Origin of the sequence: Phaeobacter porticola (assembly GCF_001888185.1) — a bacterium.
GTDB lineage: Bacteria > Pseudomonadota > Alphaproteobacteria > Rhodobacterales > Rhodobacteraceae > Phaeobacter > Phaeobacter porticola.
Genome location: NZ_CP016364.1, coordinates 2,504,981 through 2,528,760, shown reverse-complemented (window position 1 = coordinate 2,528,760; position 23,780 = coordinate 2,504,981). Strand labels below are relative to the sequence as shown.

Genomic DNA, 23,780 nt, shown 5'->3' with positions numbered 1-23,780 from the left:
AGGTCCTCACAAAATGACGCGATGCTCGCGCTGGCCCTTGGCCGTGGTTTGGATGTGATACGTTCTGCCTGCATCGGGATCGTCCAACCCCTCTGCAGCGGTGGTGATGAACAAGCGGGAGAAATCTGCGCCGCCTAAAGCTGGGCAGGATGCTTGGGATGTCGGGACCGGGTAGATCTCTTCCAGCGTTCCGTCTGCGCCGTAGACGGCCACGCGGCTTGCCCCCCATTGCGCGTTCCAGAACCGTCCGATTGTGTCCACGATCGCACCATCGGGGCCAAAATCTTTCCCGCTCAGGTCAAGAAATACATCGGCTGTCCCAATGGGCCAGCCATCACCCGCAGCCAGCGGCTGGCGCATGATTTTACCGGTCGTTGTGTCGGTGAAATAGGCACAGGATCGGTTAGGCGCGAAACAGATCGCGTTGGTGATCGTCTGATCCGCCACGATGCGGCGCAGCTCACCGTGATAGTAGCGATAGATCGCACCCAGCCCCGGTTCAGCATTGTAACCCATGGTGCCGATCCAGAACCCGCCCCACGGATCGGCGCGCCCGTCGTTGGAACGAGTCAGAGTTTGGTCAGCCTCCAGATCCACGATGTGCGCCCGCGCGCCGGTTGCGATGTCAAACTGCCAGAGCGCTGATGCGCTGGCGATGATCAGCGTCATCTCATCGACCCAGCCTGCGGCGGAGACGCATTCGTCGAATTGCCAGCTTTGTTCTGCTCCGTCTTGTACGGTCAACAGGCGCTTCTCAATGATATCGAACCAGAACAGTTGATTGCGGGTCGGATGCCAGAGCGGCCCCTCGCCGAGGGTGCAGCAGGTCTCGCTAAAGATCTCTGCCGCTTGAGGGTGGCAGAATGGATCACTGGTCATCAAAGGCCTCATCGTAGGCCGCGACGATTTCGGCTGCGAGACGCGCCACATCCAGCGTTGAGCGGCCCGGTGCATAAAGCGATGCGCCAAGACCAAAGCCGGTGATCCCAGCCCGCTGCCAGGCTGCAAAATCATCCGGGCCAACACCGCCGACCGCGTAGGTTTCGGCGTCTGTTGGCAGGACAGCTTTTAGGGCCGAAAACCCATCAAGCCCCAGTTTGAAGGCCGGGAAGAACTTCAGCCCATCCGCGCCCGCACGCAATGCTGCGAAACATTCGCTCGCAGTGAATACGCCTGGGTAGGACAATATTCCTGCAGCCTTGGTTGCGCGGATCACATCCGGATTGCAGTCAGGTGAGACCACCATCTGCGCGCCCATGCCTGCCAGCCGCGCAACTGCATCCGTGTCCAGCACCGTACCAGCGCCAATTGTGGCGCGGCCTTCGGCCTGCTCCAGCATGGCGGCAATGCTGTCAAACGGATCGGGAGAGTTCAGCGGTACTTCAATCCGGGTGATGCCTGCGTCGATCAACGTATCGGTTATGGGGCGTGCCTCTTCGGGATGCAGGCCTCGGAGGATGGCAATAATATTTCGGTTCATGGCGAGAGGTTCTTTCGCAGATGGGCGCGCGCGGCGCAGAGCCCCGCGAGTGTCAGTGTTTCAGCATCAACGCGTCGGGGCTTACAGCCTTGCAGCAGGAGGGCCTGTTCATAGCGGCGCGCCAATTGCTCGGTGCCCAAAATGGTCATGGGGTGAGTTGTCCAGTCGTGACGGGTGGCCGCCAGCTCAGCCCCGATCAACAGTCCGGATAGACGCGCGCGTGCGGTCTCCTCGCTTTGATCTGACAGTAAGGCATCAGCCCGGATTCGAAACAGCGACGCGACGGTTTGGGCCGGGTTGGAAAGCGCCTCGCTTAGGGCTGTGGCAAAGGCATCGTCGTCCCAGCCCGTATCAGCCACGCAGTGCCGCAGCACCGAATGGCCTTGTAGCAGGGCAAAAACCTCCCCTGTCATGAAGGTGGTAAAACGGGTGACTTGCCCGTCCTGAAGGCGGGCCCATTTGCTGTGGGTGCCGGGCAGGCATATCAGCTGGGTATGGTCGCTACCACTAACCGCCTCTTGCGCGAGGAAGCCGGCAATTTGTGTTTCCTCGCCACGCATGACGTCTGCTGGGGTGAGGGTCTTGATGCCCGGTAGCAGATACACCGTCAGGCGCGGATCCCGTATCGGGGCGAGGGTTGCCTGATCAATTCCAGGTGGTGGGCAGGGGGCCGTAGAATAAGGGGCCTCCGCCCAGCCTTGACGCGAGCCGACCATTCCGCAGCAAATCACAGAAATCGCGTCCTGTTTATCGTTTCCCAGAGAGGGCAGGTGAGTTGCCAGCAACTCTAGCAGGGTCGGCTCATAGGTGTCTGGCGTCAGCTGGGACATGCCTTTGTCCGACTTGATACGATGCAACACCCGATTTTGATCGTCCAGCAACCACAGCCGCAGCTGGGTTGTGCCCCAGTCGGCAGCGATCCAAGCTAGCGGCCCTGCTGGGCCACCTGTACCGGTTTCGGGACCTATCTGCCGAGTCATCCCGTCACCACAACGCCGCCGTCCACGACCAGAGTCTGGCCGGTGATCATTCGGCTGCTGGCAGAGGCAAGGAACAGCGCGGACGCCACGATGTCCTGTGGAGAAAGGTGATCCTTCAGACATTGTCGCTCAAGATGTGCGGCGAGCGCGTCGGGCGTTGCCCATTTATCAAGCTGCTTTTCGGTTAGCACCCATCCGGGTGCCAGTGCATTCACGCGCACACGGTCGGGACCAAATTCCCTTGCGAGACTGCGGGTTAAGCCGTTCAACCCGGCATTGGCAGTAGTGTAGGCGGGGTAGCCGCTGTTGCCCATCATGTAGCTGATCGACGTGAAGTTCACGATGGCACCGCCGCCTGCCGCCTGCATCCCTGGCAATACCGCCTGACAGGCAAAGAAATAGGCTTTGAGGTTGATTGCCTGCGCCCAGTCCCAGAACTCCTCTTCCACCTCCAGTGTTGCGTGACGCTGATCATTGGCGGCGTTGTTGACCAGAGCAGTAATCGGCCCATGCGTCTGCGCCGCCTGATCAATCGCCGTCCTCAACGCAGAAACGTTGGTGATGTCGCAGCGAATGAACAGCGGGCGGTTTCCGGTCTGTGTCTCCATCTGATCCACAAATGCGGACGCATCAGAGCGGCCGACAAATGCGACCTTGGCCCCTTGACGCAAAAATCCTTCTGTCAGGGCGGCGCCAATGCCGGATCCGCCACCGGTGATAAAAACGGAGGCCCCGTTGAGATCGGGGAAGGTTGCCGTATCGGTCATCAATGGCTCTCTCGTGTGACGGGGCGGGTGTCTTTGCCCACAAGAAAATCGAGATCCGCGCCCTGTTCGGCCTGAAGCACGCTGTCGACATAGAGTTTGGCATAGCCGCGCGTGTAATGTGGCGGTTCAGGCAGCCAGGCGCGGCGGCGCGCTTGCAGCTCTTCTTCTGCAACCAGCAGGTCAAGGCTGCCAGCACTGGCGCTGACGCGGATCCGGTCGCCAGTCTGCACCAGCCCCAATGGGCCACCTGCCTGAGATTCTGGCGAGACATGCAGGATGACGGTGCCAAAGGCGGTACCCGACATGCGCCCGTCAGAAATACGGATCATATCACGCACCCCGTCGCGGACCAGCTTGCGAGGGATCGGCATATTGCCGACCTCGGGCATGCCGGGATAGCCTTTGGGGCCAACACCTTTCAGCACCAGAATGCTGTCCTTGGTGACCGGCAGATCGTCGCGGTCAATGTTGGCTTTCATGTCTTCGATGGTGTCAAAGACATAAGCCTCGCCTTCATGTTCCAAGAGATGATCGGTCGCCGCCGAGGGTTTGACGATCGCCCCGTTCGGGGCCAGATTTCCGCGTAGCACCCGCAACCCGGCCGCCGGTTTGACCGGATCGGCAAAGCTCTTGATGACATCACCGTTGAAACATTCGGCACCGTCGGTATAGGCCCTGATATCGCCGCCGAGCACGGTTGTGTTTGGTCGTAAATGTCCTGTTTCCGCCAATTGTCGCAGCACAACAGGCATTCCGCCCGCATAACAGAAATCTTCCATCAGGTATTTACCTGAGGGCATGCAATTCACCAGCAGCGGGATGTCGCTACCCAGATTAAAATCATCCAGCGTCAGTTCAACCCCCACACGGCCTGCCAACGCCAGCAGATGCACAACCGCATTGGTTGATCCACCGACAGCGGCATTTGCCATAATGGCGTTGATGAAAGCGTCGCGTGTCAGGATGTCCGATGGTTTCAGCTCTTCTTCGACCATCTCGACGATCCGTTTTCCCGTCAGATGCGCCAGAGCCATGCGACGGGCGTCAACGGCGGGCAGGGCGGCATTTGTCGGCAGGCTCATGCCCATGGCCTCAACCAGAGAAGCCATGGTGGAGGCGGTCCCCATTGTCATGCACACCCCCTTGGAACGGCTCATACCAGATTCTGCTGCCATGAAATCCTGTAACGTCATCTCGCCCGCGCGCACCGCTTCGGAGAATTTCCAAACATCGGTTCCAGAGCCGATGTCCTTGCCCTGCCATTTGCCGTTCAGCATTGGGCCTGAGCTGACAACAATTGCCGGTAAATCAACAGACGCTGCTCCCATCAACTGACCCGGTGTCGTCTTGTCACAGCCCCCCAGCAGGACAACGCCGTCGATGCCATAGGCGCGGATCGACTCTTCGACATCCATGGCAAGCAGGTTGCGAAACAGCATGGCGGTCGGTTTCATCTGCGTCTCGCCCAGGGACATCACCGGGAATTCCACGGGAAACCCGCCCGCTTCCCAAACGCCGCGCTTCACGCCTTCGGCCAAATCTCGCAAGCCGCTGTTGCACGGCGTGAGTTCAGACCACGTGTTGCAGATACCGATGATCGGTCGGCCGTCAAAGGCATGATCTGGAAAGCCCTGGTTTTTCATCCAGCTGCGATGAATAAAGCCGTCTTTATCGAGTTTGCCGTACCAGGCGCGGTTTCGTCTGTCTTTGGTCATTGGCGTGTTCCTTCGATCACCCAGATCGACTGTGGAAAACTCCACGGGAGGGTGATCCCATAATGCATCAAATACTGACCGCTGAGAGTTACGGCCTCGGTTTTCAGAAGCGGCGTTCCACGTGAAAGCGCAGGTGTATCGTCTCGATTATGAAGCGTAATCAAATAGCTGGCGTCAGGCTCCAATCCGGTTAAACGCAGGGGTCGTGGCAGAATCTGGGTGCTTGGGGCAACTAGCCCTGCAAAGACCACGAATTGGCGGCCCCCTTCGGCACGTTGCAGTTCCGCAATCACTGCCGGATCGTCACTGTCCAGCCGCAGGATATCGGCGCGGGCCATCCAATTGCGGTTATCCTTCCACCAGCTTGTGACGTGCTGCAGGACCTTAGTCTCTTCCTCGGTCAGTTCGCGCGGGTCCATCTCAAACCCCATATGGCGCTGTGCTGCGACCCAGGCGCGCAAACGGATGTCAGTGGCGCGACCAGACGTATGGCATTGGCGTGGGCCAACATGGCTACCGGTGACGACCATTGGCAAAAACAGCGCAGCCTCATGCTGGATACGCAGCCGTTCAATCGGATCGTTGCTATCAGACAGCCAGACGCGATGCGTGCGTGACAGGATACCAAAATCAATCCGCCCTCCACCGGAAGAGCAACTTTCAAACTCTACCTCAGGAAAACCGGCGCGCAGCCTGTCAAAGAGCGCATAGGCCGCCTTTGCCTGGGCGCAGTCGGGTTCTGGCAGGACGCGATTATGGTCCCATTTGACATAGTCGATCGGATGATGCGCCAGCATTGCCGCGATACGCTCGTAAAGGTAGTCCCGCACCTCCGGCATTGCGATATTCAGCACCAACTGTTGGCGGCCCAAAATCTGATCCCTGTCGCCCAGCATCCAATCCGGGTGGGCACGGAACAGATCACTCTCCGGGTTAACCATCTCTGGCTCAAACCAAATACCGAATGTCATACCCTCTGCGTGGACATGTTCGATTAGGGGCATCAGGCCATCGGGATACTTACGTTCGTCGATTGTCCAGTCGCCAAGGGACGTGGTGTCATCGTCGCGTTTGCCAAACCAGCCGTCATCCAGCACGAAGCGTTCAGCGCCGAGATCCGCGGCGCGGCTGGCAATATCGCATAGGGTATCGTGTTCGTGGCCGAAATAAACGGCCTCCCAGCAATTGTAGTGCACAGGCCGCGGGCGGTCCGGACGCGGGGCCTCAAGGATTTCGTCCCGCAGGTGACGTTGGAACGCGACAGCGCAGCCGTTCATACCCTGATCGGAGAACGCGACATATAACGGCGCGGTCTCAAAGCAGGTACCAAGGGCTCTGCGACTGCCACTGGCATGGCCAAATTGGATTTGGCGACGTCCATCTGGCAGTTCTTCGGCCAGCATCCGATGGCCACCGGACCAGCCATAGTGAAAGGCATAGGCCACCCCTTGAGTATTTGTGGCACCATTGCAGGGCACGATCAGGCCGGGGAAATGTTCGTGGCTGGTGCGCCCCGTAGGATTGTCCCGCAACCGTGCGCCAGCGCTCCAGGGGGTGCGGGAAATCTGGAATTCACCAATCCAGCGACCGTGAAAGTCGATGATATCATCGCTGTTCTGCGGCGCAGGCAGCACCGGAGCCGATAGCCACGGAAGGTGGATAGGATTGTCTGACTGTAATGAGGCCTGCATGCGGATTATGCCGGTGCTAGGTGTCAGTTCAAACGTTGCACCGTAGCTTATCCCAATGTCTTCATCACGGTAGCGCAGAGTGATGGCATTGTTGCCCTCCTCGGCCCGTAGAAAGGCAAAGCGCGGCAGAATCGGAGCGCCATCTGTATCGACAATTGAAAGTCCGGGCTGACCGGGGAAGGTGCGACGTGCCTCGGGGCAGATGGACAGGGGCGGGACTGCGTCCAGCATGCCACCGGTTACATCCATACAAGTGGCAGCGGCGAGGGCGGTCAGATCAGTCCCGTCTGGCAATCGGGGCCCCCAATAGATCACCTCTGCCAGCTGGTTGCCGCGGGCGGCAAGGATCAGGCTTTGTCGTTGATCCTGAAGCGCCCAGCTGCGGATATCGTCTTGCTTTCGGCTGGTCACTTCACCGCTCCTAGCGTTAGCCCTGCGATGAAATGGCGCTGCATCAGGAAGAACATCGCAACGGGCGGAAGGGCGGCGACGATACTGCCTGCGCTCATCAAATGGTAGGCGGCCCGATATTGCGCGTTGAAGCTGGTGATCCCGGCGGTCACCGGCTGGCTCTCGGCACCTTGCGTCAGTACCACGGCCCAAAAGTAGTCATTCCAGATGAAAGTGAAGATCAGCACCGCGAGAGCGGCAATCGCTGGCTTCATCAGGGGCAGAACCACATACCAGAAGATCCGCCACTCCGCGACGCCCTCGACCCGTGCGGCCTCGATGAGCTCAAACGGCAGAGCGCGGATAAAGTTTCGCATGAACAGTGTGCAGAACCCTGTTTGAAAGGCGATGTGGAACAGCACAAGGCCGGTCTTGGTGTTGTAAAGCCCCAGGTCCAGTGTCAGATCCCGCACCGGAACCATCAAAATCTGGAACGGAACGAAATTCCCAGCGACAAACATGAAGAACAGCAACAGATTGCCGCGAAACTTATAAACCCCTAGGGCGAAGCCGGTCATGCAGGACAGGGCTACCGCGCCAATGACGGTCGGAACCGTGATCAGGACCGAGTTCATGAGATATCGCGGCATGTCGGACCCGAAGAAGACTTTGCCATAGTTGCTGGCGCCCTCAAACGAGCTGGGCATTCCCCAGTAGTTTCCGGTGGTGAAATCCACGTCTGGCTTGACGGAAAAAATCGCCACCGCAATCAACGGCAACAACCATAGGATCAATGCGGCGGGCACCAGCGCTTGATATGTGGCCTGCCACCCGCGAGAGCTGTTTTGAATAGGTTTAGGAAACATCAGCGCGCACCTTTATCATCTTGGTACATGGACCACAGGAAGTAAGCGATGAAGCAGAGCATGATCAAAAACAGCACCACCGCGATGGCGGCGCCATATCCCATGCGAAAGCCATATTCTGACAGAGCTTTTTCAAACATATAGAAAGACAACACCCGGCTGGAACCGAAGGGCCCGCCGTTGGTCATGATGGAAATCAGATCAAAACTGCGCAGCGCGCCAATAATGGTCACAACAAAGGCCACAAAAGTTGCCGGTCTCAGTTGCGGAATGATGACATACCAGAGCATTTTGGCGCCTTTTGCGCCGTCCAGCCGCGCCGCTTCTACCTGTTCTGGATCAACGGCATTCAGGCCGGTCAGATACAGGATCATGCAATAAGCCGTTTGCGGCCACAGCCCTGCGGCAATGATGCCATAAGTCACCAGTGTCGGATCCCCAAGGACGTTCAAGGGGCCCAGCCCAACCCAGCCCAACACCTGATTTAACAAACCAAAGGTGGGGTCGTAGAACCAGCTGAACACCAGGCCAACAACAACCTGACTGATCACAAAAGGAAAGAAAAACAAAGATTTATAAAGGCGAATACCTGTCACTGTCTGATTTAGGAACAGTGCGATGAATAGCCCCGCTGGGATGGCCAATAGATAGAGAAGCAGCCACTTGAGGTTGTTCCACATAGAGACTTCGAAGGCGCGATCGTCCATCAGCTCGCGGTAGTTGTCCATGCCGATGAACTGTGGATCACCCAGACCGTCCCAGCGGTAGAACGAGAGGTTGAAGCTCTGAAGAATTGGGAAGATCACGTAGAACAGAAAGAAGATCACGCCGGGCGCAAGGAACAGCCACGGTGCGAGGGTTTGGCGATTGCGCCGCAGCCAGCTATCGCTGGAACCGCGCGATCTGGCAGTCGGTCCGATTTCTGGGGCGAGGTTGGTCTTAGCCACAGGAGATCTCCCTTGTTGGTCTTGCCGCGGGGGGCTGCGGGCTGTGCAGCGGGTACCGATACCCGCAATGCTACGCGATCTGGCATCGAAGCATTGCAAGGCCGATAAGATGAACCGGCCTTGCTGTCAAAATGGCGAAGCGGGGGTTAGTAAACCCGCTCGCGTGCTTTCTCCAAACGGCTTAGGATGTCGTCCAGATTGTCCGGGAACACCATGAATTCCTGAAAGCCTTCCATCGCGATGGAGGCCATTTCTGCCGGAGCGTCGCGGTCAAAGAACTGCGCGATGCCACCGGGTGAGTTGGACGAGAGCATCTCAAAGCCCTGGTTCAGCATCTCGTCGTCATCTACCGAAGAGCCAGAATTCACCGGCAATTGACCAAGTGCGTTACCGCCATTGATCTTGGTCTGGTTGTCGGCCGAGACGACAAACCGCAAAAATTCTCGCGCGGCTTCTTTGTTCTGCGCGCCCGCTGGGATGTGGAACGTGTCCGTAGGGGCGTCTTCGGCCCGTTCTACGTCGGGGTTGATAGTCGGGAACTGATAGAAATCCAGCTGGTCATTGCTAAGGCCGGCCTCGCGCAGCGGGGCGACGGCAAAGTTGCCCATCAGATAGGCTGCGGCCTCGCCTTTTACCATAAACGGCAGGGCTTCTTGCCAGCTATACGACTGGTGGTTGTCGATGAACGCACCCATGTCGATCAGTTCGCGCCAGTTGGCAAAAGTCTGTTTGACGCGGTCGTCAGTCCAAGCAACTTCGCCATTGGTCAGCGCCATGTGGAAGTCATAGCCGTTGGTCCGCATGTTCAGATAGTCAAACCAGCCGCCTGCAGTCCATAGGAACTTTGACCCGATGGTGAAGCATTTTCGACCGGAATCCAAGATCTTCTGGCAGTTGGACTTAAAGCTCTCCCAGTCGGTGGGCTCTTCCAGGCCCAATTCGTTGTAGATGTCTTCGCGGTAGTAAACGCCCCACTGATAGTAGGTATAGGGCACGCCCCATTGTTTGCCATCCAGCGTCATTGCGCCCTTGGTCGAGGCCAGCGCATCCGCGATCGCAGGTTCGGCCCATAAATCGCTGACATCCTCAAACAGGCCCGCAGATACATAGGGCCGCATACGGTTCGCCGCGTACCAGTTGGCCACATCCGGTGCATTTGCAGTCAGGAAGTTGCGGATCTGGGTCTTGTAGGCTTCGCGGTCGATGACGGTCAGCTCAACCGACAGGTTAGGGTGCATGGCGTCAAAATCTTCTGCCATCTGTTCCATCACTGCGCGGGGCGCAGGATTGGACATGTCCGAAAAAATCTTGAGCGTGCCGCTGAGTTCGGCCTGTGCTGAGGTCACAAGGCCAAGGCCCAATGCCAGCCCCGCGACCGTTCCTTTCAGTTTAGTCATGACGTCCTCCCGATTGACGCTTATAGTTTTGTTTCATATATTGGAACCAAATTCCAACTATTGAAACTATGAGCGGCCTCGGCTAAGGATGTCAACAGTTACGTCCATCCCGGCATGGACGAGAAAGGATAGCGATGGCAAAGATGGCGCCCAACGCGCGAGAGGCAGATGGTACAGTCGGCAAGGCGCTGGCGGTGCTGGATCAAATTGCCGAGGCGGGCCGTCCCATGCGGTTTGGCGAGGTACTGGCGATATCGGATCATCCCAAGGCGACCCTGTATCGGCTGGTCCAGACACTGACAAATCAAGGCATGCTGTCCTATGATGATACCCAGCAGACCTATGCACCGGGCCTGCGGTTGGTGCGGCTGGCCCATGCCGCATGGCGGCAAAGCGCGCTGGCCCCGGTCGCGCGGCCTTGTCTTGACCAGCTATCAGCAGACGTCGGAGAGACCATCCATCTGGCGCAGCTGGATCGCGGCCAGGTGCTCTATGTTGATAAACGCAACGCCGAAACACCAATCGAAATGTTCAGTCAGGCGGGCAAGATCGGACCTGGCTACTGTACTGGTGTCGGTAAGGCGATGATCGCGTATCTGTCAGCGGAGGCGCAGGCCGATGCGATCCGCCGACAGGCGTTTTTTGCTCATACGCCCCAGACGCTGTCCACCCCCGAAGCACTGATGGCTGAGCTGGCAGAGATCCGCCGCGACGGCGTCGCCTTTGACCGCGAAGAGCACGAGCCCGGCATCATCTGCATCGCAGTCCCGATCCTGTCGGCGGCGGGCAAGGTGATGGGCGGTTTGTCGATCACATCCTCGCGCCAGCGGCAGTCGCTGGATGCGCTAAGCAATCTGCGTCCGGCACTGGTAAAGGCCGCGCAAGAAATCGCAACCGCAGCCGAGACCTGGCAATTTCCGAGTTAATCTTAGGGAGAAGACGAATGACAGGGGTCACATTGGCCAAGGCCGTCAAAAAATATGGCGATGTTCAAGTGATCCATGATGTGGATCTATCCATCAGGGATGGCGAATTCTGCGTCTTTGTCGGTCCCTCGGGCTGTGGAAAATCCACATTGTTGCGGATGATCGCTGGGCTGGAGGAGACCAGCAGCGGACAGATTCACATTGGCGACCGCGACGTGACGGGGCTGGATGCCGCGGATCGTGGTGTCGCGATGGTGTTTCAGTCCTATGCGCTCTACCCCCATATGACTGTTGAGGAAAACATGGGGTTCGGGCTCAAGATGAACGGCCACCCTAAGGCCGCGATTAAGGCAAAGGTCGATGAAGCGAGCCGGATCCTGAAGCTGGATGATTACCTCAAGCGCAAGCCGAAAGCCCTGTCTGGCGGTCAGCGTCAGCGGGTTGCCATAGGGCGGGCGATAGTGCGCGGCCCGGAGGTGTTTTTGTTCGACGAGCCGCTCTCCAATCTTGATGCTGAGCTGCGCGTTGACATGCGGGTCGAGATCGCGCGCCTGCACAAGGAAATCGGTGCCACCATGATCTATGTGACCCATGATCAGGTCGAGGCGATGACGCTGGCGGATAAAATTGTTGTGCTGCGGGCCGGTCGGGTCGAGCAGGTCGGCAGCCCGATGGATCTGTACGCTGACCCCGACAACCGTTTTGTTGCCGGTTTTATCGGCTCTCCCAGTATGAATTTTTTGAAAGGTCAGGTTGCGGGTGGCGTGATCGTCGTCCCTGCGCTGGAAAACCGGCGGGTACGGACATCCGTCGTGTTGCCGAAGGAAGGGGCGACTGTGTTGGTTGGGATCCGTCCACAGCATCTGACGGTTGAGGCCGGTGATAGCAGCCTGATCCTAGAGCTGCGGGAACGGCTGGGTGGGGTGTCCTATGACTATCTACGCAGCAGCACCGGAGAGAAAATAATTGTTGAAACCCGTGGGGATGAGGCGCTGCCAGAAGGCACCGCAGTGACGTTAGACTTTGATGACACAAAGGCCTACTTCTTTGATGGGCAGAGCGAACAGCGTCTGCGCTGAGGTCGGTCACGTGGTGAGTTGTCGGGATGTTTCCTCTCAACAGCAGCGCCAAATGATAAGCTCAGGCGTGAACCACGCCGGAGCTTACCTGGTCGGCCAGAACCCTAGAGCGACTGCATCAGTTGTGCTTTGCCGCTCCAATTGGGGTTGCAGACTGCATCGGCCAAAGCTGCGGCGACATCACCGCGCGCGGCCACTGCGTCAGGGTGGACATTTTCGCCGAACTGAACCTTGCCGGTGCCATCGCCTTCGGTCAGGCGGACCGGGCGTAGGATTGCATAATCAAGCCCCGAGCGTTTAAGATGCTCATCCGCCTCATGCTTGGCCTGAAGATAATGCGCCAGCTCGCTCTCTGGGTCGGGATCCCCTGCGCCCACAGTGCTAAGCATTACAAAACGTGAAACCCCGGATTGTTTGGCGAGATCCACCAGTCGTTTGGCTCCATCACGGTCGATTTTGTCGGTCATTTCGGCGCTGGTATCGCCACCTGACCCGGCGGCGAAGATAACGCTGTCACAATCCTTGCAGACGTCCTGCGGCAAATCGGTAAGATCACCGTGTCGCGTGAGCGTTCCACGTGACAATGTGCTGGTGTCAGAGCTTTCGCGAACCAGAGCGATGGGTTGATGGCCAAGGCGATGCAGTTTTTCGACCAGACGACGGCCAGTTTTGCCGGTGGCACCGGCGACAAGAATTTTCATATTAGGCTCCTGAAATGGTCACGTGGAAGAGGCGCGTTGAGAGGTCTAAAACGATGGCGCCATCGGTCCTGCCTTGGCCACAGCCGCCTGACATCCAGGCTGTTTTTGAATATCGTCCCAGTACCTGGCAACGCGCGGCGCTTCTTTTAGGGCACCAATGGCGGATAGATTAGCGAGGATGTAGGAAAACTGGATGTCAGCCAGCGTCGGGCTATCCGAAAACAGCAAGCCCTCTTCAGGCAGCTGGCGTGTCAGATAGCTAAGATGTGCAGTCATGGCCTGTTCGGCATTATCATCTGCCTGCTTTCCACGCAGCGCAGGCAGTAACACGCCCATCGCCACCTCTGCAAAGGAGCTTTCGACATAATCGAGCAGTTCCTCATGGCGCAGCGCCTCGGCGGTGTCGGCGGGTGGGACGTGGGTGTTGTCGTCAAAGCGTTTCGTCAGATACCGCAGGCAGGTTGCGGATTCTGCAATCTTGATATGCCCGTCTTCGATCACGGGTGATTTGCCCAGAGGATGGACTTTGGCCAAGCTATCCGGTGCTCGAAAATTGTCGGTGCGCTCGTAAAAAACCATATCGTAGGGCTGCCCCAGGTCTTCCATCAGCCAGATGAGGCGGATGGCACGAGAGTGGCCAAGGCAATGAATTGTCAGCATGAATGGCTCCTTAGAATCATAGGTTCTGCAAGTACGGCGCGCTAGACATCAACTGGCAGCGAAGAACCGCCGTTGCATACTCAATGAATGGCCTGCGACTTTTGTTCCCACGCCCCATGGGCTGATCGGCATATCGCGGCGCACGAGGCAAGGTCGGAACCCGGTCGGGGAGGTCTGCGTTGTCTTCTGACAACGTGGGGCAAATATGCTACCTTGCTTCGACCAAAGGGAGAAATGTCATGGCTGGAGGATGGGCCCGCGACGGCGCCGTGAGTGAGCAAATCGAAGCCTCGATCAGCGACGAGTTGGCACGATTGAAAGCGCGCCGTGGCCCGATGGGCGAGAGCCTGACCCATTGCGCCGATTGCGAAGAGCCAATCCCAGAGCCACGTCGCAGGGCTATCCCCGGCGTAAAGCTCTGTATTGAGTGTCAGCAGGATCGCGACAGCGCCTACAATGCGCGCGGCGGCATTAACCGTCGCGGCAGCAAGGACAGTCAGCTGAAGTAATCGCTTTGAAAAAGGGCGTAGTAGACACGGAGAAGGGCGCAACCTGCCGGTCACGCCCCTTTAATTGGTTTGCCACGTACTAATTTAGGATCAGTCCTCCATCGACTCCAACTCGTCGATCATACTGGAAATCATGCTGAGCCCCTTATCCCAGAAAGTCGGATCACTTGCATCCAGACCAAATGGTGCCAACAGTTCCTTATGGTGCTTGGAGCCCCCGGCCTTTAACATGTCGAAGTACTTATCCTCGAACCCTTCGGCCCCTTCTGCGTAGACCGAGTAGAGCGCGTTCACCAGCCCGTCCCCAAATGCGTAAGCGTAGACGTAGAAAGGGGAGTGCACAAAATGCGGTACATAGGTCCAGAAGGTCTCGTATCCTTCCATGAAATCAAAGGCCTCGCCCAGGCTTTCGGCTTGTACTGACATCCATAGGGCGTTGATGTCATCGGGGGTCAGCTCACCCTCGGCGCGGGCGGCGTGCAGTTTGCACTCAAAATCATAAAACGCGATCTGGCGCACGACGGTGTTGATCATGTCCTCGACCTTGCCCGCCAGCAGAATTTTGCGCTCGTTCTTGTCCTTGGCGTTTTCCAGCATCTTACGGAAGGTCAACATCTCGCCAAAGACCGAGGCTGTCTCAGCCAGTGTCAGCGGTGTCGACGACAGCATCTCGCCCTGATCTGCCGCCAGTACCTGATGCACGCCGTGGCCCAGCTCGTGCGCCAGGGTCATCACATCGCGCGGTTTGCCGAGGTAGTTCAGCATCACATAGGGATGCACATCGGTGACGGTAGGGTGGGCGAAGGCACCGGGTGCCTTGCCCGGTTTCACTGCCGCGTCGATCCAGCCCTTGTCAAAAAACGGCTCGGCCAGATCGCCCATGCGCGGGTCAAAGGCGCTATAGGCGTCCATTACCATCTTGCGCGCTTCATCCCAGTTGACGGTGCGGGTGGTCTCCATCGGCAACGGCGCGTTTCGGTCCCAGACCTGCATCCGGTCCAGCCCCAGCCATCTGCGCTTCAGTTCATAGTAACGATGCGACAGTTTGGGGTAGGCCGCAACAACCGCTTCTCGCAGGGCCTCGACCACTTCGGGTTCAACGTGGTTGGACAGGTGGCGACCCATCTGCGGTGACGGCATCCCCCGCCAGCGGTCAAGGATTTCCTTTTCCTTGGCTTGGGTATTATGGACGCGGGCAAAGATCTTGATGTTGTCAGAAAAGACCCGGGCCAGCTCGCGCGCCGCCGCCTCGCGTTTGCTGCGATCCTGTTCCGTCAGCAGGTTCAGCGTGCCCTCAATGTTCAACTCTTCTCCATTCACGGTGAAGATGAGGCCCGCGATGGTTTCGTCAAACAGCCGTTCCCAGGCATCGCCCACCACGCCCAGATCATGGAGGAATTTCTCCAGCTCATCCGACAGCTGATAAGGCTTCATCGCGCGGATGCGATCAAAGATAGGCTTGTAGCGCGCCAGATCTGTATTGGCTGCGAAATGCGCCTCTAGCGTGGCGTCGTCAATCCGGTTGATTTCCAGCGTGAAGAACACCAGCGGCGTGGTGAAGATGGTGATCTTCTCCTGCATGTCGGACATGAATTTGGCCCGTTCCGCATCCGTGGTCAGCTGGTAGTAGCGCAGGCCCGCATACGACATGATGCGCCCGGCGATGCTGTTGATTTTCTCATTGCGCAGAACGCAGGCTAGCAAGCTTTCGGCATCCAGATTAGCGAGCTTGTTTTCGTAGTCGGCGGCAAAGCTAGCGCATTCGCTTTCTAGCCAGGCCAGATCACGATCAAGTTCGGCGGCGTTTTCAGACGTGTAGAGATCGCTGAGGTCCCATTCGGGCAGATTGCCCAGCCCATCCGGCCCGGAGCCGCCTGCGGCATTGGCATTGACGTCTCGCAGTAGGTCGCGGTCAAGGAAGGGGACTGTGAACATCAGGGTACCTCAGGCTGTTATGTGTCTAGCCGACATCTAAGCGTGAGGGGGGCAGATCACAAGCAACGTGCCAAGGCGGGGCGCCAATTTCTGTCCCGCTGTTTTGCGGGCGCGCTGAGGGGCATGCAGGGGTATGTCGTCAGTGCTTAGTTGCAGTATTGGTCAAACAGCCGTGCGACTTTGTCAAACACCATGCGCCGGGTCTCTGGTCCCTCCATCAGGACCTCATGCTGGGCGCACTCGACCATTTCCAATTCGCCACCGGGCCACCGGGCCATACGATCATGAATAGCGGCGGTATTGACGATCTGCTCTTGTGTGCCGAGGAAGGTGATGCAGGGCAGGGCCGGGGATGGCATGGCGGCCAGCGCGGCGCATTCTCGCAGGCTTTCGCCGAGCCATTGCACGGTTGGCCCGCCAAGCGAGAGATCGGGCTGTGCCTCTAGCTGGTCCTGCATCAGTCGATACATCTGCGCATCATTTGTAAGTGAATTACCCTCAAAAGGGCTGGCCTGCACATAGGGGGCCAATGTGGTGGTGGGGGTGCGCATCGCACTGATACCAAACCGGCTACCCATGGAGCTGAGCACCCGTGCAAGCGGACGCAGGGCGCGGGGAATCTGAATGCCCCACATAGGTGCGGTAAATACGCAGGCCTTGACCGAAAGCCCCGCCATTACGGCGCGTAACCCGATGGCGCCACCCATAGAATGCCCGAGAACAAACCAAGGTTTTGGCAGCGCCAGCCGTTCGGCCAAATCCACGGTGGCCTCAACATCCTTTTGGAAATCGCGAAAGGCAACCACATGACCCAATAGACGTTCCGGCAGCATCCGATCTGCCAACCCCTGACCGCGCCAGTCCACGGCCAGCGTGGCATAGCCCCGCTTGGCCATATCCTTGGCGGCGGCGCCGTATTTTTCGATATATTCGGTGCGTCCGGGGAACAGCAGCAGTGTTCCCTTGCTAACGCCCTCCGGTCGCCAATGGCCCACGCGGATGCGCAGGCCATCGCTGGTGGTCACCCAATGAGCCTGGCCGCCATCTGGTCCCTGCGCGATATCGGCAAAGAAGGGGGCAGGGGTCAGATCCATCAGGTGCGCATCCATCAGGCCATTGCCGATGCCAGTTTCATCGCGGTACCCATGTCACCGTCGATGGTCAGTTTGCCGCTCATAAAGGCTGTAGTTGGGTTCATCTCACCTTCGATGATGGACTGAAACGTTTCCGCATCGGCGGTCATAGTGACCTCTGCTTCTTCGTCTGCGACGCGGGCGCCGCTCTGGTCCAGCATGATGGTGCCCATGCCTGTGATGTCGAATTTGGCGGAGCCGTCAAAGCCGCCGTCCATTTTTGCGTTCAGCGTTTCTGCCGCTTGAGTCAGCGTTTCGCTCATGTTGAGTCCTCATATTTGGGCCGCAGCCAGCACTTTTATGTGAGGGAAAGCCTCACCGCTCTGGAAAACGCAGGCTGCGCGGTTACACTCAACGCATCATGGTTGCAAAATTCTCCAAGCTCAAAGCTATCGTGGCGGCAACGTCTTTGACAGTCCTGTTTTCCGTGCCTTTGCAGGTTCAAGCGGAAATGCCGCAGGATGAGGCGGGGTTGCTGACTGCGCTCTCCATAGCTGATCCAAGTGACGCGATCGGGCTGGACCGCGCGCTTCAGGCGCTTTGGGGCAAAAGCGGCTCTGCCGCGATGGATCTATTGATGAAAAGGGGCGTTGACGCGCTAGACCGAGGAGATACCCAGATTGCCATCGAGCATCTTACGGCGCTGACGGATCATGCGCCGGATTTCGCAATGGGCTGGTATGAGCGCGCACGAGCCTATTTCACTGCCGGGCTGTTTGGACCCGCGGTTGCAGATCTAGAGCGGACGCTGATGCTGAACCCCAATGATTACAATGCGATTTATGCGCTGGGGGCGATGTTTGAACAGTTCAATGATCCGCAAAACGCCTATGAGGCCTACCAGAGGGCGGAGGCTATACATCCGCACCACGAGGGGATAACCAACGCGCTGGATCGACTGAAGAGTCAGGTCGAAGGCAAAGAGCTTTAGGACGGAACACAAGGCTCGGTTCGGGCGTGGGGACAATATCATGACAGGCACGCAGATTTCCGGGGGCTCCCGGATCGTGGCCGTTCTGGGGCCAACGAATACCGGTAAAACCCACTACGCAATCGAGCGGATGCTGGGACACCGCACCGGTGTCATGGGGTTTCCGCTGCGTCTGCTCGCACGCGAGGTCTATGACAAGGTGGTGGCGGTACGTGGGCCTTCGGTGGTGGCGCTGGTCACTGGCGAGGAACGCATTGTTCCGCCCCGTGCGAAATATTGGATCTGCACGGTTGAGGCGATGCCCGAAGGAATGGGGTGCGATTTCCTCGCTGTGGATGAGATCCAGCTCTGCGCCGATCCAGAGCGAGGTCATGTTTTTACCGATCGGTTGCTGCGTGCGCGTGGAACGCAGGAGACGCTGTTTCTGGGGGCTGACACCATGCGCGGACCTATCGCTGAGCTGGTCCCCGGTGTCCAGTTCGTGCGCCGCGAGCGACTGTCGGATCTGGTCTATGCGGGTTCCAAAAAAATCAGCCGGATGCCTGCCCGTACTGCCATCGTCGGGTTCTCTATCGACAACGTCTATGCCATTGCAGAGTTGATCCGCCGCCAGAAGGGGGGCGCCGCCGTTGTCATGGGGGCGCTCAGCCCACGCACACGCAACGCGCAGGTCGAACTCTATCAGAACGGTGAAGTTGATTATCTGGTGGCAACCGACGCCATTGGCATGGGGCTGAACCTTGATATTGATCACGTCGCATTCTCGTCGTTGGCCAAATTCGATGGCCGACGTATGCGACAGCTGGCCCCGAATGAGCTGGCCCAGATTGCCGGACGGGCAGGCCGGGGCATGAGCCACGGCAGCTTTGGCGTCACAGGCGATGCGCCACCGCTGGACGACGGCGTGGCGCAGGCCATTATGGAGCATCGTTTCACGCCGTTGAAAAAGCTGAACTGGCGATCCTCGGCGCTGCAATTCGGCACGGTAGAGGCGTTGATCCGCTCGCTCGAATCAGCGTCGCAGAATCCAAATCTTATCCGGGCCCGCGAGGCCGACGATCTGATCGCGCTGAAATCGCTTTCTCAGCAGGGGGAGGTTCTGGCGCGCACGACGAATGCCCCGTCGGTACGTTTGCTATGGGATATCTGCCGGGTTCCCGACTTTCGGGGGATCTCGCAGTCGGAACATTCTGGGCTTTTGGGCGTATTGTTCCAGTATCTGCATGGTCCTGGGGTGGTGCCGGACGATTGGCTGGCGCGGCAGATAAAAAGGATCGATAGGGTTGATGGCGACATTGACGCATTGTCGAAACGTTTGTCCTTTATCCGGACTTGGACCTATGTCGCGCAAAGGAACGGCTGGGTTCGTGATGAAAGTCATTGGCGCGGGGAGACGCGCGCTGTAGAAGACAGATTGTCGGACGCCTTGCACGAACGTCTGACTCAGCGATTTGTGGACCGGCGCACGTCCGTGCTTTTGCGCCGGCTCAAACAGAAGGAGGCCCTTTTGGCCGAAGTGAATGACAAGGGTGAAGTGACCGTCGAAGGAGAATTCGTTGGTCGTCTTGAAGGGTTCCGGTTCTCGCCGGACAAAGGCGCTCAGGGCGCCGAGGCAAAGGCGTTGAAATCTGCGTCCCTGCAAGCACTCGCACCGCATTTCCATCTCCGGGCTGACCGTTTCTACAACGCGCCGGATACTGAAATTGATTTTACCGATCAGGGCGGCCTGATGTGGGGCGAACATGCTGTCGGCAAATTGGTGGCCGGCGCAGATCCGCTGAATCCACGCATCGAGGTTTTTGTGGATGACGCTGCTGGGGCAGACGTTGCTCAGAAAGTCGAACGCCGCCTGCAGCATTTCATCTCTCGCAAGGTCAATGCGCTGTTTGAGCCGCTGCTCAATCTGCAGCGCGACGAAGAGCTGACCGGCCTTGCCCGTGGTTTTGCGTTCCGTATGGTCGAGGGACTTGGCCTTTTGCCGCGCGGAGCTGTCGCACAAGAGGTGAAAGATCTCGATCAGGATGCCCGCGGTGCGCTGCGCAAGCATGGCATCCGCTTTGGTCAGTTCACCATCTTTATGCCGCTGCTGCTGAAGCCAGCACCAACCCGTTTGCGTCTGGTACTCTGGGCTCTGTACGGTGGCCTGAGCGAATTCCCCGACGCGCCGCCTGCCGGTCTGGTGACTGTGCCGGTGATCAAGGATGCACCACAGGGTTACGATACCATGTGTGGCTATCGTGATGCAGGCGAGCGGATGATTCGCATTGATATGCTCGAACGGTTGGCCGATATGCTGCGCGCCGAAGACAGCCGCGGCGGGTTTGAAGCCAAGGCCGATATGCTGTCGATCACCGGCATGACGCTAGAGCAGTTTGCAGATCTGATGCAGGGGCTCGGCTATCAGGCTGACAAGGCTGAGCGCGCAAAGGCCAAACCGGTCGATGCAGTGGTCACCGAGACCAGTGCACCCGACGCGGATGTGCCTGTGATGGACGCCGCCGCGCAGATTGAGAACACACCTGCTGCCGCACCCGATGAAGCTGATACGGCTGCAACAACTGAAGCTGATGCCGCTGATACTGGGGCACCTGTGGAGGTGCCAGCAGAGGTTGCAGATATCGAGGATGCAGGCGTAGCGCCTGTAGCTGAGACGCTGGCCGACGCGGTTGCTGTGGACCCCATCCCCGAAACCGCCGAGATCGAGACGCCGGTGGGTGAACCCGCTGACGCCAAGGTCGAAGAGCTGGAGATGGAGGTGTTCTATACCTTCACTTGGGGCCGTGCGCGCAAGACTGGCGGCAACCGCAATGGTGGGCGCCGTGGTCAGGATGCTGGCACTGAGGGTGAACGTTCCGGCGCCAAACGGGGTGGCGACGCCCCGCGCGGCAAGGGCAAACCCCGTGGTGGCAAGCCAGGCGGTCGTGACGGCAAACCCGGTAAAAAGGGTGGGCCCCGTCAGGATCAGGGTGGCAAGACTTATTCCGCCCGACCGCCGAAGAAGGAAAAGCAGATCGATCCAGACAATCCCTTTGCCGCAGCACTTATGGGGCTGAAGCAGGGCGATTAACCGATCCTAGATGCCAATGGACGAGAAGATCAGAATTGACAAATGGTTGTGGCAGGCGCGGTTCTTCAAGACCCGCAGCCTGTCTGCCAAACTTGTCAGCGGCGGTCATCTTCGCCTGAATGGCAGCAAGATCTCAAAACCGGCTCAGAACGTCACTTTGGGTGATGTTCTGACCTTTCCCCAAGGTCGTATTGTTCGAATGGTGCGGATTGAGGCCTTGGGCACGCGGCGTGGACCAGCACCCGAAGCTCAGGCCCTGTACTTTGATATGACCGAAAAGCAGGACCCTGTACCGCGTAATCCGCGCTATGAGGGAAAAGGTCGCCCGGACAAGAAAGAGCGCAGGGCGCTTGATCTTAGTCGTCGGGATGGCGCGTTTTGACATCTTGAAGCCGACGGCGCGGTGAATTAGCTAGTTGTCAAACAGCTACGGGACTCGGCTATCATGACTTATGTCGTTACGGACAACTGCATTGCCTGCAAATACACCGACTGCGTCGAAGTCTGCCCGGTCGATTGCTTCTACGAGGGCGAAAACACCCTTGTGATCCATCCGGATGAATGCATTGATTGCGGCGTCTGCGAGCCGGAATGCCCGGCCGATGCGATCCGTCCTGATACCGAGCCAGATATGGACAAATGGGTCGAGTTCAATCGCAAGTATTCCGAGATGTGGCCAGTCATTGTATCCAAGAAAGATCCGCTTCCTGATGCCGAAGAGCGTGACGGTGAAGAGGGCAAGCTGGAGAAATATTTCTCCGAGGCACCTGGCGAAGGCGGCTGATAGGCCTGTAACAGTCTGACTGGTGTGGTGAATAGGCTATCTCTGTCCTCGGGGTGCGACTCAGGCTTGACCTGCATCGCATGACCATCAAGCAAACACAGAAAATGATGTGTTTTTGCAGTTCTGTGCGATGTCGGAGCTTTTCGTGCTCAGGTTTGCCGGGTGCTTGCCTTTTTGTAGGGCAAAAAATGTGATATGCTGAATCAGCAAATGACCAATCAACGGATGTCCGCCTTGATCGTGCGCCTTGCGTCGCACGGTTCTTTTGGCGGTTTTTCTGCGACATGTCTGCCGGTGCGGATCACTTGATCATTGCGCGGATGGACTTTGAAGCAGCCTTGTCGGCGGAGGCGTCGGCACATAGCGAGGAAAGACCTGTATGACCAAATCGAAGAAGCCTGAATTCCGCCCCGATGACTATGTTGTGTATCCGGCCCATGGTGTGGGGCAGATCCTCTCGATCGAGGAGCAGGAAGTGGCCGGCTTCACGCTGGAACTGTTTGTGATCACCTTTGAAAAGGACAAGATGACCCTGCGGGTGCCGACCAATAAAGCAACCGAAATCGGTATGCGTTCGCTGAGTTCTCCGGATGTGATCGCCAAGGCGATGACCACCCTTAAGGGCAAGGCTAAGGTTAAGCGCGCCATGTGGTCGCGTCGCGCCCAGGAATATGAGCAAAAGATCAACTCCGGTGATCTCATCTCTATCGCTGAGGTGGTCCGCGACCTGCATCGTACGGATGATCAGCGCGAGCAAAGCTATTCTGAACGTCAGCTCTACGAGGCTGCATTGGAACGTCTGACACGCGAAGTGGCAGCCGTTTCCGGTGGCGATGAGATCTCTGCTGCCAAGCAGGTGGATGAGGTCCTGACCTCTCGTGCTGCCTGACAGCGGTTAATTACACAAATCTACAAAGAGGCTGTTCCGTATGGTGCAGCCTCTTTTTTGTTTTGAATGGCCCCTGTCAAGTGACGGGTCACTGATGGTTGCGAAGACCTGGGATTAGGGTACATCGTCAAAACGATCACAGACAGCAGAGAACCACATATGCCTGAGTTGAAAACCCGCCTGAAGGATCTTTATCGCGGGAGCGACAGCGCCTCTATTTGGTTTCGATATGGTCTGACCGCGTTTGATGCAGTCAGCATTCTGTTTTTTATGTCCACGGCCCATATTCCTCATGGGCCAGAGCTGATTGCCATTAGCTGGTTTATCGGGCTTGTGATCGCTTTGGATCTGGCCGCTCGTTTCTGGATCAGCAGCAACCGGCGCAAGCTATTCTGGCGCATCTATACGCTGGCAGATTTTGTCGTGCTTCTGTCCCTGCTGCTGGAGACGATCCTGCCCGGTGGTCTGGCCTTCTTACGGATCCTGCGGGGATTGCGCCTAATCCATTCCTACCATTTGTTACAGGATCTGCGGCGAGATAGTCGGTTCTTCCGGCGGCACGAGGATGCAATCATTGCAGGAATAAATCTGTTCATCTTTGTCTTCGCGACCTCGATAACAGTGTTGGTGTTTTTCATGGACAGTTCGGGCAGCGAATATCCCTATATTGACGCGCTCTACTTTACCGTAGCGACGCTGACCACCACAGGCTTTGGCGACATCACCATGGCCACGCCTGCGGGTAAGACATTCTCTGTCTTTGTGATGGTGGTTGGGGTGACGTTGTTTGTGCGTTTGGCACAGGCGATCTTTAATCCGCAGAGGGTACGCTATACCTGCGGGCAATGTGGTCTGACCCGGCACGATGTTGACGCGGTGCATTGCAAGCACTGTGGCGGGCCTCTGAAGATCCGGACCAGCGGTGTGGAATAG

Annotated in this window: 23 protein-coding genes; 9 read left to right on the top strand and 14 right to left on the bottom strand. The window is 57.9% G+C overall.

Annotated features, from left to right (window positions below):
* Positions 1-6: 6 nt before the first annotated feature.
* The 9 genes from PhaeoP97_RS12115 to PhaeoP97_RS12075 all read right to left on the bottom strand — a co-directional run bounded on the left by PhaeoP97_RS12115 (position 7) and on the right by PhaeoP97_RS12075 (position 10,233).
* Entirely contained in the window at positions 7-879 is an 873-nt protein-coding gene (locus PhaeoP97_RS12115; protein WP_072505268.1) for an SMP-30/gluconolactonase/LRE family protein, read from the bottom strand.
* Positions 869-1,480 (bottom strand): 2-dehydro-3-deoxy-6-phosphogalactonate aldolase, encoded by a 612-nt coding sequence (locus PhaeoP97_RS12110; protein WP_072505267.1) that lies wholly within the window; start codon positions 1,478-1,480, stop codon positions 869-871. Before PhaeoP97_RS12110 ends, PhaeoP97_RS12115 begins: the two co-directional genes overlap by 11 nt.
* A complete protein-coding gene (locus tag PhaeoP97_RS12105) occupies positions 1,477-2,460 on the bottom strand; it encodes a 2-dehydro-3-deoxygalactonokinase (RefSeq protein ID WP_072505266.1) in 984 nt (327 codons plus the stop codon). Before PhaeoP97_RS12105 ends, PhaeoP97_RS12110 begins: the two co-directional genes overlap by 4 nt.
* On the bottom strand, positions 2,457-3,227 hold the full coding sequence (locus PhaeoP97_RS12100; protein ID WP_072505265.1) for an SDR family NAD(P)-dependent oxidoreductase: 771 nt from the start codon (positions 3,225-3,227) through the stop codon (positions 2,457-2,459). The genes PhaeoP97_RS12105 and PhaeoP97_RS12100 overlap by 4 nt, the downstream gene beginning before the upstream one ends.
* A complete protein-coding gene (locus tag PhaeoP97_RS12095) occupies positions 3,227-4,942 on the bottom strand; it encodes an IlvD/Edd family dehydratase (protein ID WP_072505264.1) in 1,716 nt (571 codons plus the stop codon). Before PhaeoP97_RS12095 ends, PhaeoP97_RS12100 begins: the two co-directional genes overlap by 1 nt.
* Positions 4,939-7,044 (bottom strand): alpha-galactosidase, encoded by a 2,106-nt coding sequence (locus PhaeoP97_RS12090; RefSeq protein ID WP_083570375.1) that lies wholly within the window; start codon positions 7,042-7,044, stop codon positions 4,939-4,941. Before PhaeoP97_RS12090 ends, PhaeoP97_RS12095 begins: the two co-directional genes overlap by 4 nt.
* Positions 7,041-7,889 carry a carbohydrate ABC transporter permease gene (locus PhaeoP97_RS12085; RefSeq protein ID WP_072505263.1) on the bottom strand — a complete coding sequence of 283 codons (849 nt, stop codon included), beginning with the start codon at positions 7,887-7,889 and terminating at the stop codon, positions 7,041-7,043. Before PhaeoP97_RS12085 ends, PhaeoP97_RS12090 begins: the two co-directional genes overlap by 4 nt.
* Positions 7,889-8,836, bottom strand: a complete 948-nt coding sequence (locus PhaeoP97_RS12080) for a carbohydrate ABC transporter permease (protein ID WP_072505262.1) — start codon at positions 8,834-8,836, stop codon at positions 7,889-7,891. The genes PhaeoP97_RS12085 and PhaeoP97_RS12080 overlap by 1 nt, the downstream gene beginning before the upstream one ends.
* Before the next feature lie 146 nt (positions 8,837-8,982).
* Positions 8,983-10,233, bottom strand: a complete 1,251-nt coding sequence (locus tag PhaeoP97_RS12075) for an ABC transporter substrate-binding protein (protein WP_072505261.1) — start codon at positions 10,231-10,233, stop codon at positions 8,983-8,985.
* A gap of 134 nt (positions 10,234-10,367) precedes the next feature.
* Here PhaeoP97_RS12075 and PhaeoP97_RS12070 point away from each other — a divergent pair, with 134 nt between their 5' ends.
* On the top strand, positions 10,368-11,159 hold the full coding sequence (locus PhaeoP97_RS12070; RefSeq protein WP_072505260.1) for an IclR family transcriptional regulator: 792 nt from the start codon (positions 10,368-10,370) through the stop codon (positions 11,157-11,159).
* Positions 11,160-11,176: 17 nt separating this feature from the next.
* Positions 11,177-12,238 carry an ABC transporter ATP-binding protein gene (locus tag PhaeoP97_RS12065; RefSeq protein WP_072505259.1) on the top strand — a complete coding sequence of 354 codons (1,062 nt, stop codon included), beginning with the start codon at positions 11,177-11,179 and terminating at the stop codon, positions 12,236-12,238.
* A gap of 104 nt (positions 12,239-12,342) precedes the next feature.
* On the opposite strand, the gene PhaeoP97_RS12060 is transcribed toward PhaeoP97_RS12065, so the two are convergent.
* Entirely contained in the window at positions 12,343-12,939 is a 597-nt protein-coding gene (locus PhaeoP97_RS12060; protein ID WP_072505258.1) for an SDR family oxidoreductase, read from the bottom strand.
* Positions 12,940-12,984: 45 nt separating this feature from the next.
* On the bottom strand, positions 12,985-13,599 hold the full coding sequence (locus tag PhaeoP97_RS12055) for a glutathione S-transferase family protein (protein ID WP_072505257.1): 615 nt from the start codon (positions 13,597-13,599) through the stop codon (positions 12,985-12,987).
* A gap of 239 nt (positions 13,600-13,838) precedes the next feature.
* On the opposite strand from PhaeoP97_RS12055, the gene PhaeoP97_RS12050 reads away from it, so the two are divergent.
* On the top strand, positions 13,839-14,108 hold the full coding sequence (locus PhaeoP97_RS12050) for a DksA/TraR family C4-type zinc finger protein (protein WP_072505256.1): 270 nt from the start codon (positions 13,839-13,841) through the stop codon (positions 14,106-14,108).
* 90 nt (positions 14,109-14,198) lie between these two features.
* Here PhaeoP97_RS12050 and PhaeoP97_RS12045 read toward each other — a convergent pair whose 3' ends face one another.
* From PhaeoP97_RS12045 to PhaeoP97_RS12035, 3 genes are all read right to left on the bottom strand, one after another.
* A complete protein-coding gene (locus tag PhaeoP97_RS12045; RefSeq protein ID WP_072505255.1) occupies positions 14,199-16,043 on the bottom strand; it encodes a M3 family oligoendopeptidase in 1,845 nt (614 codons plus the stop codon).
* 146 nt (positions 16,044-16,189) lie between these two features.
* Positions 16,190-17,152 (bottom strand): alpha/beta hydrolase, encoded by a 963-nt coding sequence (locus tag PhaeoP97_RS12040; RefSeq protein WP_072505254.1) that lies wholly within the window; start codon positions 17,150-17,152, stop codon positions 16,190-16,192.
* Positions 17,152-17,439, bottom strand: coding sequence for an SCP2 sterol-binding domain-containing protein (locus PhaeoP97_RS12035; RefSeq protein ID WP_072505253.1), 288 nt, complete (start codon positions 17,437-17,439; stop codon positions 17,152-17,154). Before PhaeoP97_RS12035 ends, PhaeoP97_RS12040 begins: the two co-directional genes overlap by 1 nt.
* A gap of 98 nt (positions 17,440-17,537) precedes the next feature.
* Between PhaeoP97_RS12035 and PhaeoP97_RS12030 the strand changes: the two genes are divergently transcribed.
* The 6 genes from PhaeoP97_RS12030 (at position 17,538) to PhaeoP97_RS12005 (ending at position 23,780) form a co-directional block, all read left to right on the top strand.
* Complete coding sequence (locus PhaeoP97_RS12030) at positions 17,538-18,107, top strand: tetratricopeptide repeat protein (RefSeq protein ID WP_072505252.1); 570 nt, start codon at positions 17,538-17,540, stop codon at positions 18,105-18,107.
* 40 nt (positions 18,108-18,147) lie between these two features.
* On the top strand, positions 18,148-21,174 hold the full coding sequence (locus PhaeoP97_RS12025; protein ID WP_072505251.1) for a helicase-related protein: 3,027 nt from the start codon (positions 18,148-18,150) through the stop codon (positions 21,172-21,174).
* Positions 21,175-21,184: 10 nt separating this feature from the next.
* Positions 21,185-21,556, top strand: a complete 372-nt coding sequence (locus PhaeoP97_RS12020; RefSeq protein ID WP_420848981.1) for an RNA-binding S4 domain-containing protein — start codon at positions 21,185-21,187, stop codon at positions 21,554-21,556.
* 63 nt (positions 21,557-21,619) lie between these two features.
* Positions 21,620-21,958, top strand: coding sequence for a ferredoxin FdxA (fdxA, locus tag PhaeoP97_RS12015; protein WP_008559821.1), 339 nt, complete (start codon positions 21,620-21,622; stop codon positions 21,956-21,958).
* Between the two features lie 379 nt (positions 21,959-22,337).
* Positions 22,338-22,847 (top strand): CarD family transcriptional regulator, encoded by a 510-nt coding sequence (locus PhaeoP97_RS12010; protein WP_072505249.1) that lies wholly within the window; start codon positions 22,338-22,340, stop codon positions 22,845-22,847.
* A gap of 159 nt (positions 22,848-23,006) precedes the next feature.
* Complete coding sequence (locus PhaeoP97_RS12005; RefSeq protein ID WP_072505248.1) at positions 23,007-23,780, top strand: potassium channel family protein; 774 nt, start codon at positions 23,007-23,009, stop codon at positions 23,778-23,780.

What these genes read in the sequence shown, in the direction of transcription:
- fdxA (WP_008559821.1), top strand. Translation starts at nt 21,620, where the DNA reads ATGACTTATGTCGTTACGGACAACTGCATTGCCTGCAAATACACCGAC.
- PhaeoP97_RS12050 (WP_072505256.1), top strand. Translation starts at nt 13,839, where the DNA reads ATGGCTGGAGGATGGGCCCGCGACGGCGCCGTGAGTGAGCAAATCGAA.
- PhaeoP97_RS12110 (WP_072505267.1), bottom strand. Translation starts at nt 1,480, where the DNA reads ATGAACCGAAATATTATTGCCATCCTCCGAGGCCTGCATCCCGAAGAG.
- PhaeoP97_RS12010 (WP_072505249.1), top strand. Translation starts at nt 22,338, where the DNA reads ATGACCAAATCGAAGAAGCCTGAATTCCGCCCCGATGACTATGTTGTG.
- PhaeoP97_RS12105 (WP_072505266.1), bottom strand. Translation starts at nt 2,460, where the DNA reads ATGACTCGGCAGATAGGTCCCGAAACCGGTACAGGTGGCCCAGCAGGG.
- PhaeoP97_RS12095 (WP_072505264.1), bottom strand. Translation starts at nt 4,942, where the DNA reads ATGACCAAAGACAGACGAAACCGCGCCTGGTACGGCAAACTCGATAAA.
- PhaeoP97_RS12075 (WP_072505261.1), bottom strand. Translation starts at nt 10,233, where the DNA reads ATGACTAAACTGAAAGGAACGGTCGCGGGGCTGGCATTGGGCCTTGGC.
- PhaeoP97_RS12100 (WP_072505265.1), bottom strand. Translation starts at nt 3,227, where the DNA reads ATGACCGATACGGCAACCTTCCCCGATCTCAACGGGGCCTCCGTTTTT.
- PhaeoP97_RS12085 (WP_072505263.1), bottom strand. Translation starts at nt 7,889, where the DNA reads ATGTTTCCTAAACCTATTCAAAACAGCTCTCGCGGGTGGCAGGCCACA.
- PhaeoP97_RS12045 (WP_072505255.1), bottom strand. Translation starts at nt 16,043, where the DNA reads ATGTTCACAGTCCCCTTCCTTGACCGCGACCTACTGCGAGACGTCAAT.
- PhaeoP97_RS12040 (WP_072505254.1), bottom strand. Translation starts at nt 17,152, where the DNA reads ATGGATGCGCACCTGATGGATCTGACCCCTGCCCCCTTCTTTGCCGAT.
- PhaeoP97_RS12030 (WP_072505252.1), top strand. Translation starts at nt 17,538, where the DNA reads ATGGTTGCAAAATTCTCCAAGCTCAAAGCTATCGTGGCGGCAACGTCT.
- PhaeoP97_RS12020 (WP_420848981.1), top strand. Translation starts at nt 21,185, where the DNA reads ATGCCAATGGACGAGAAGATCAGAATTGACAAATGGTTGTGGCAGGCG.
- PhaeoP97_RS12055 (WP_072505257.1), bottom strand. Translation starts at nt 13,599, where the DNA reads ATGCTGACAATTCATTGCCTTGGCCACTCTCGTGCCATCCGCCTCATC.
- PhaeoP97_RS12060 (WP_072505258.1), bottom strand. Translation starts at nt 12,939, where the DNA reads ATGAAAATTCTTGTCGCCGGTGCCACCGGCAAAACTGGCCGTCGTCTG.
- PhaeoP97_RS12065 (WP_072505259.1), top strand. Translation starts at nt 11,177, where the DNA reads ATGACAGGGGTCACATTGGCCAAGGCCGTCAAAAAATATGGCGATGTT.
- PhaeoP97_RS12005 (WP_072505248.1), top strand. Translation starts at nt 23,007, where the DNA reads ATGCCTGAGTTGAAAACCCGCCTGAAGGATCTTTATCGCGGGAGCGAC.
- PhaeoP97_RS12025 (WP_072505251.1), top strand. Translation starts at nt 18,148, where the DNA reads ATGACAGGCACGCAGATTTCCGGGGGCTCCCGGATCGTGGCCGTTCTG.
- PhaeoP97_RS12115 (WP_072505268.1), bottom strand. Translation starts at nt 879, where the DNA reads ATGACCAGTGATCCATTCTGCCACCCTCAAGCGGCAGAGATCTTTAGC.
- PhaeoP97_RS12070 (WP_072505260.1), top strand. Translation starts at nt 10,368, where the DNA reads ATGGCAAAGATGGCGCCCAACGCGCGAGAGGCAGATGGTACAGTCGGC.
- PhaeoP97_RS12035 (WP_072505253.1), bottom strand. Translation starts at nt 17,439, where the DNA reads ATGAGCGAAACGCTGACTCAAGCGGCAGAAACGCTGAACGCAAAAATG.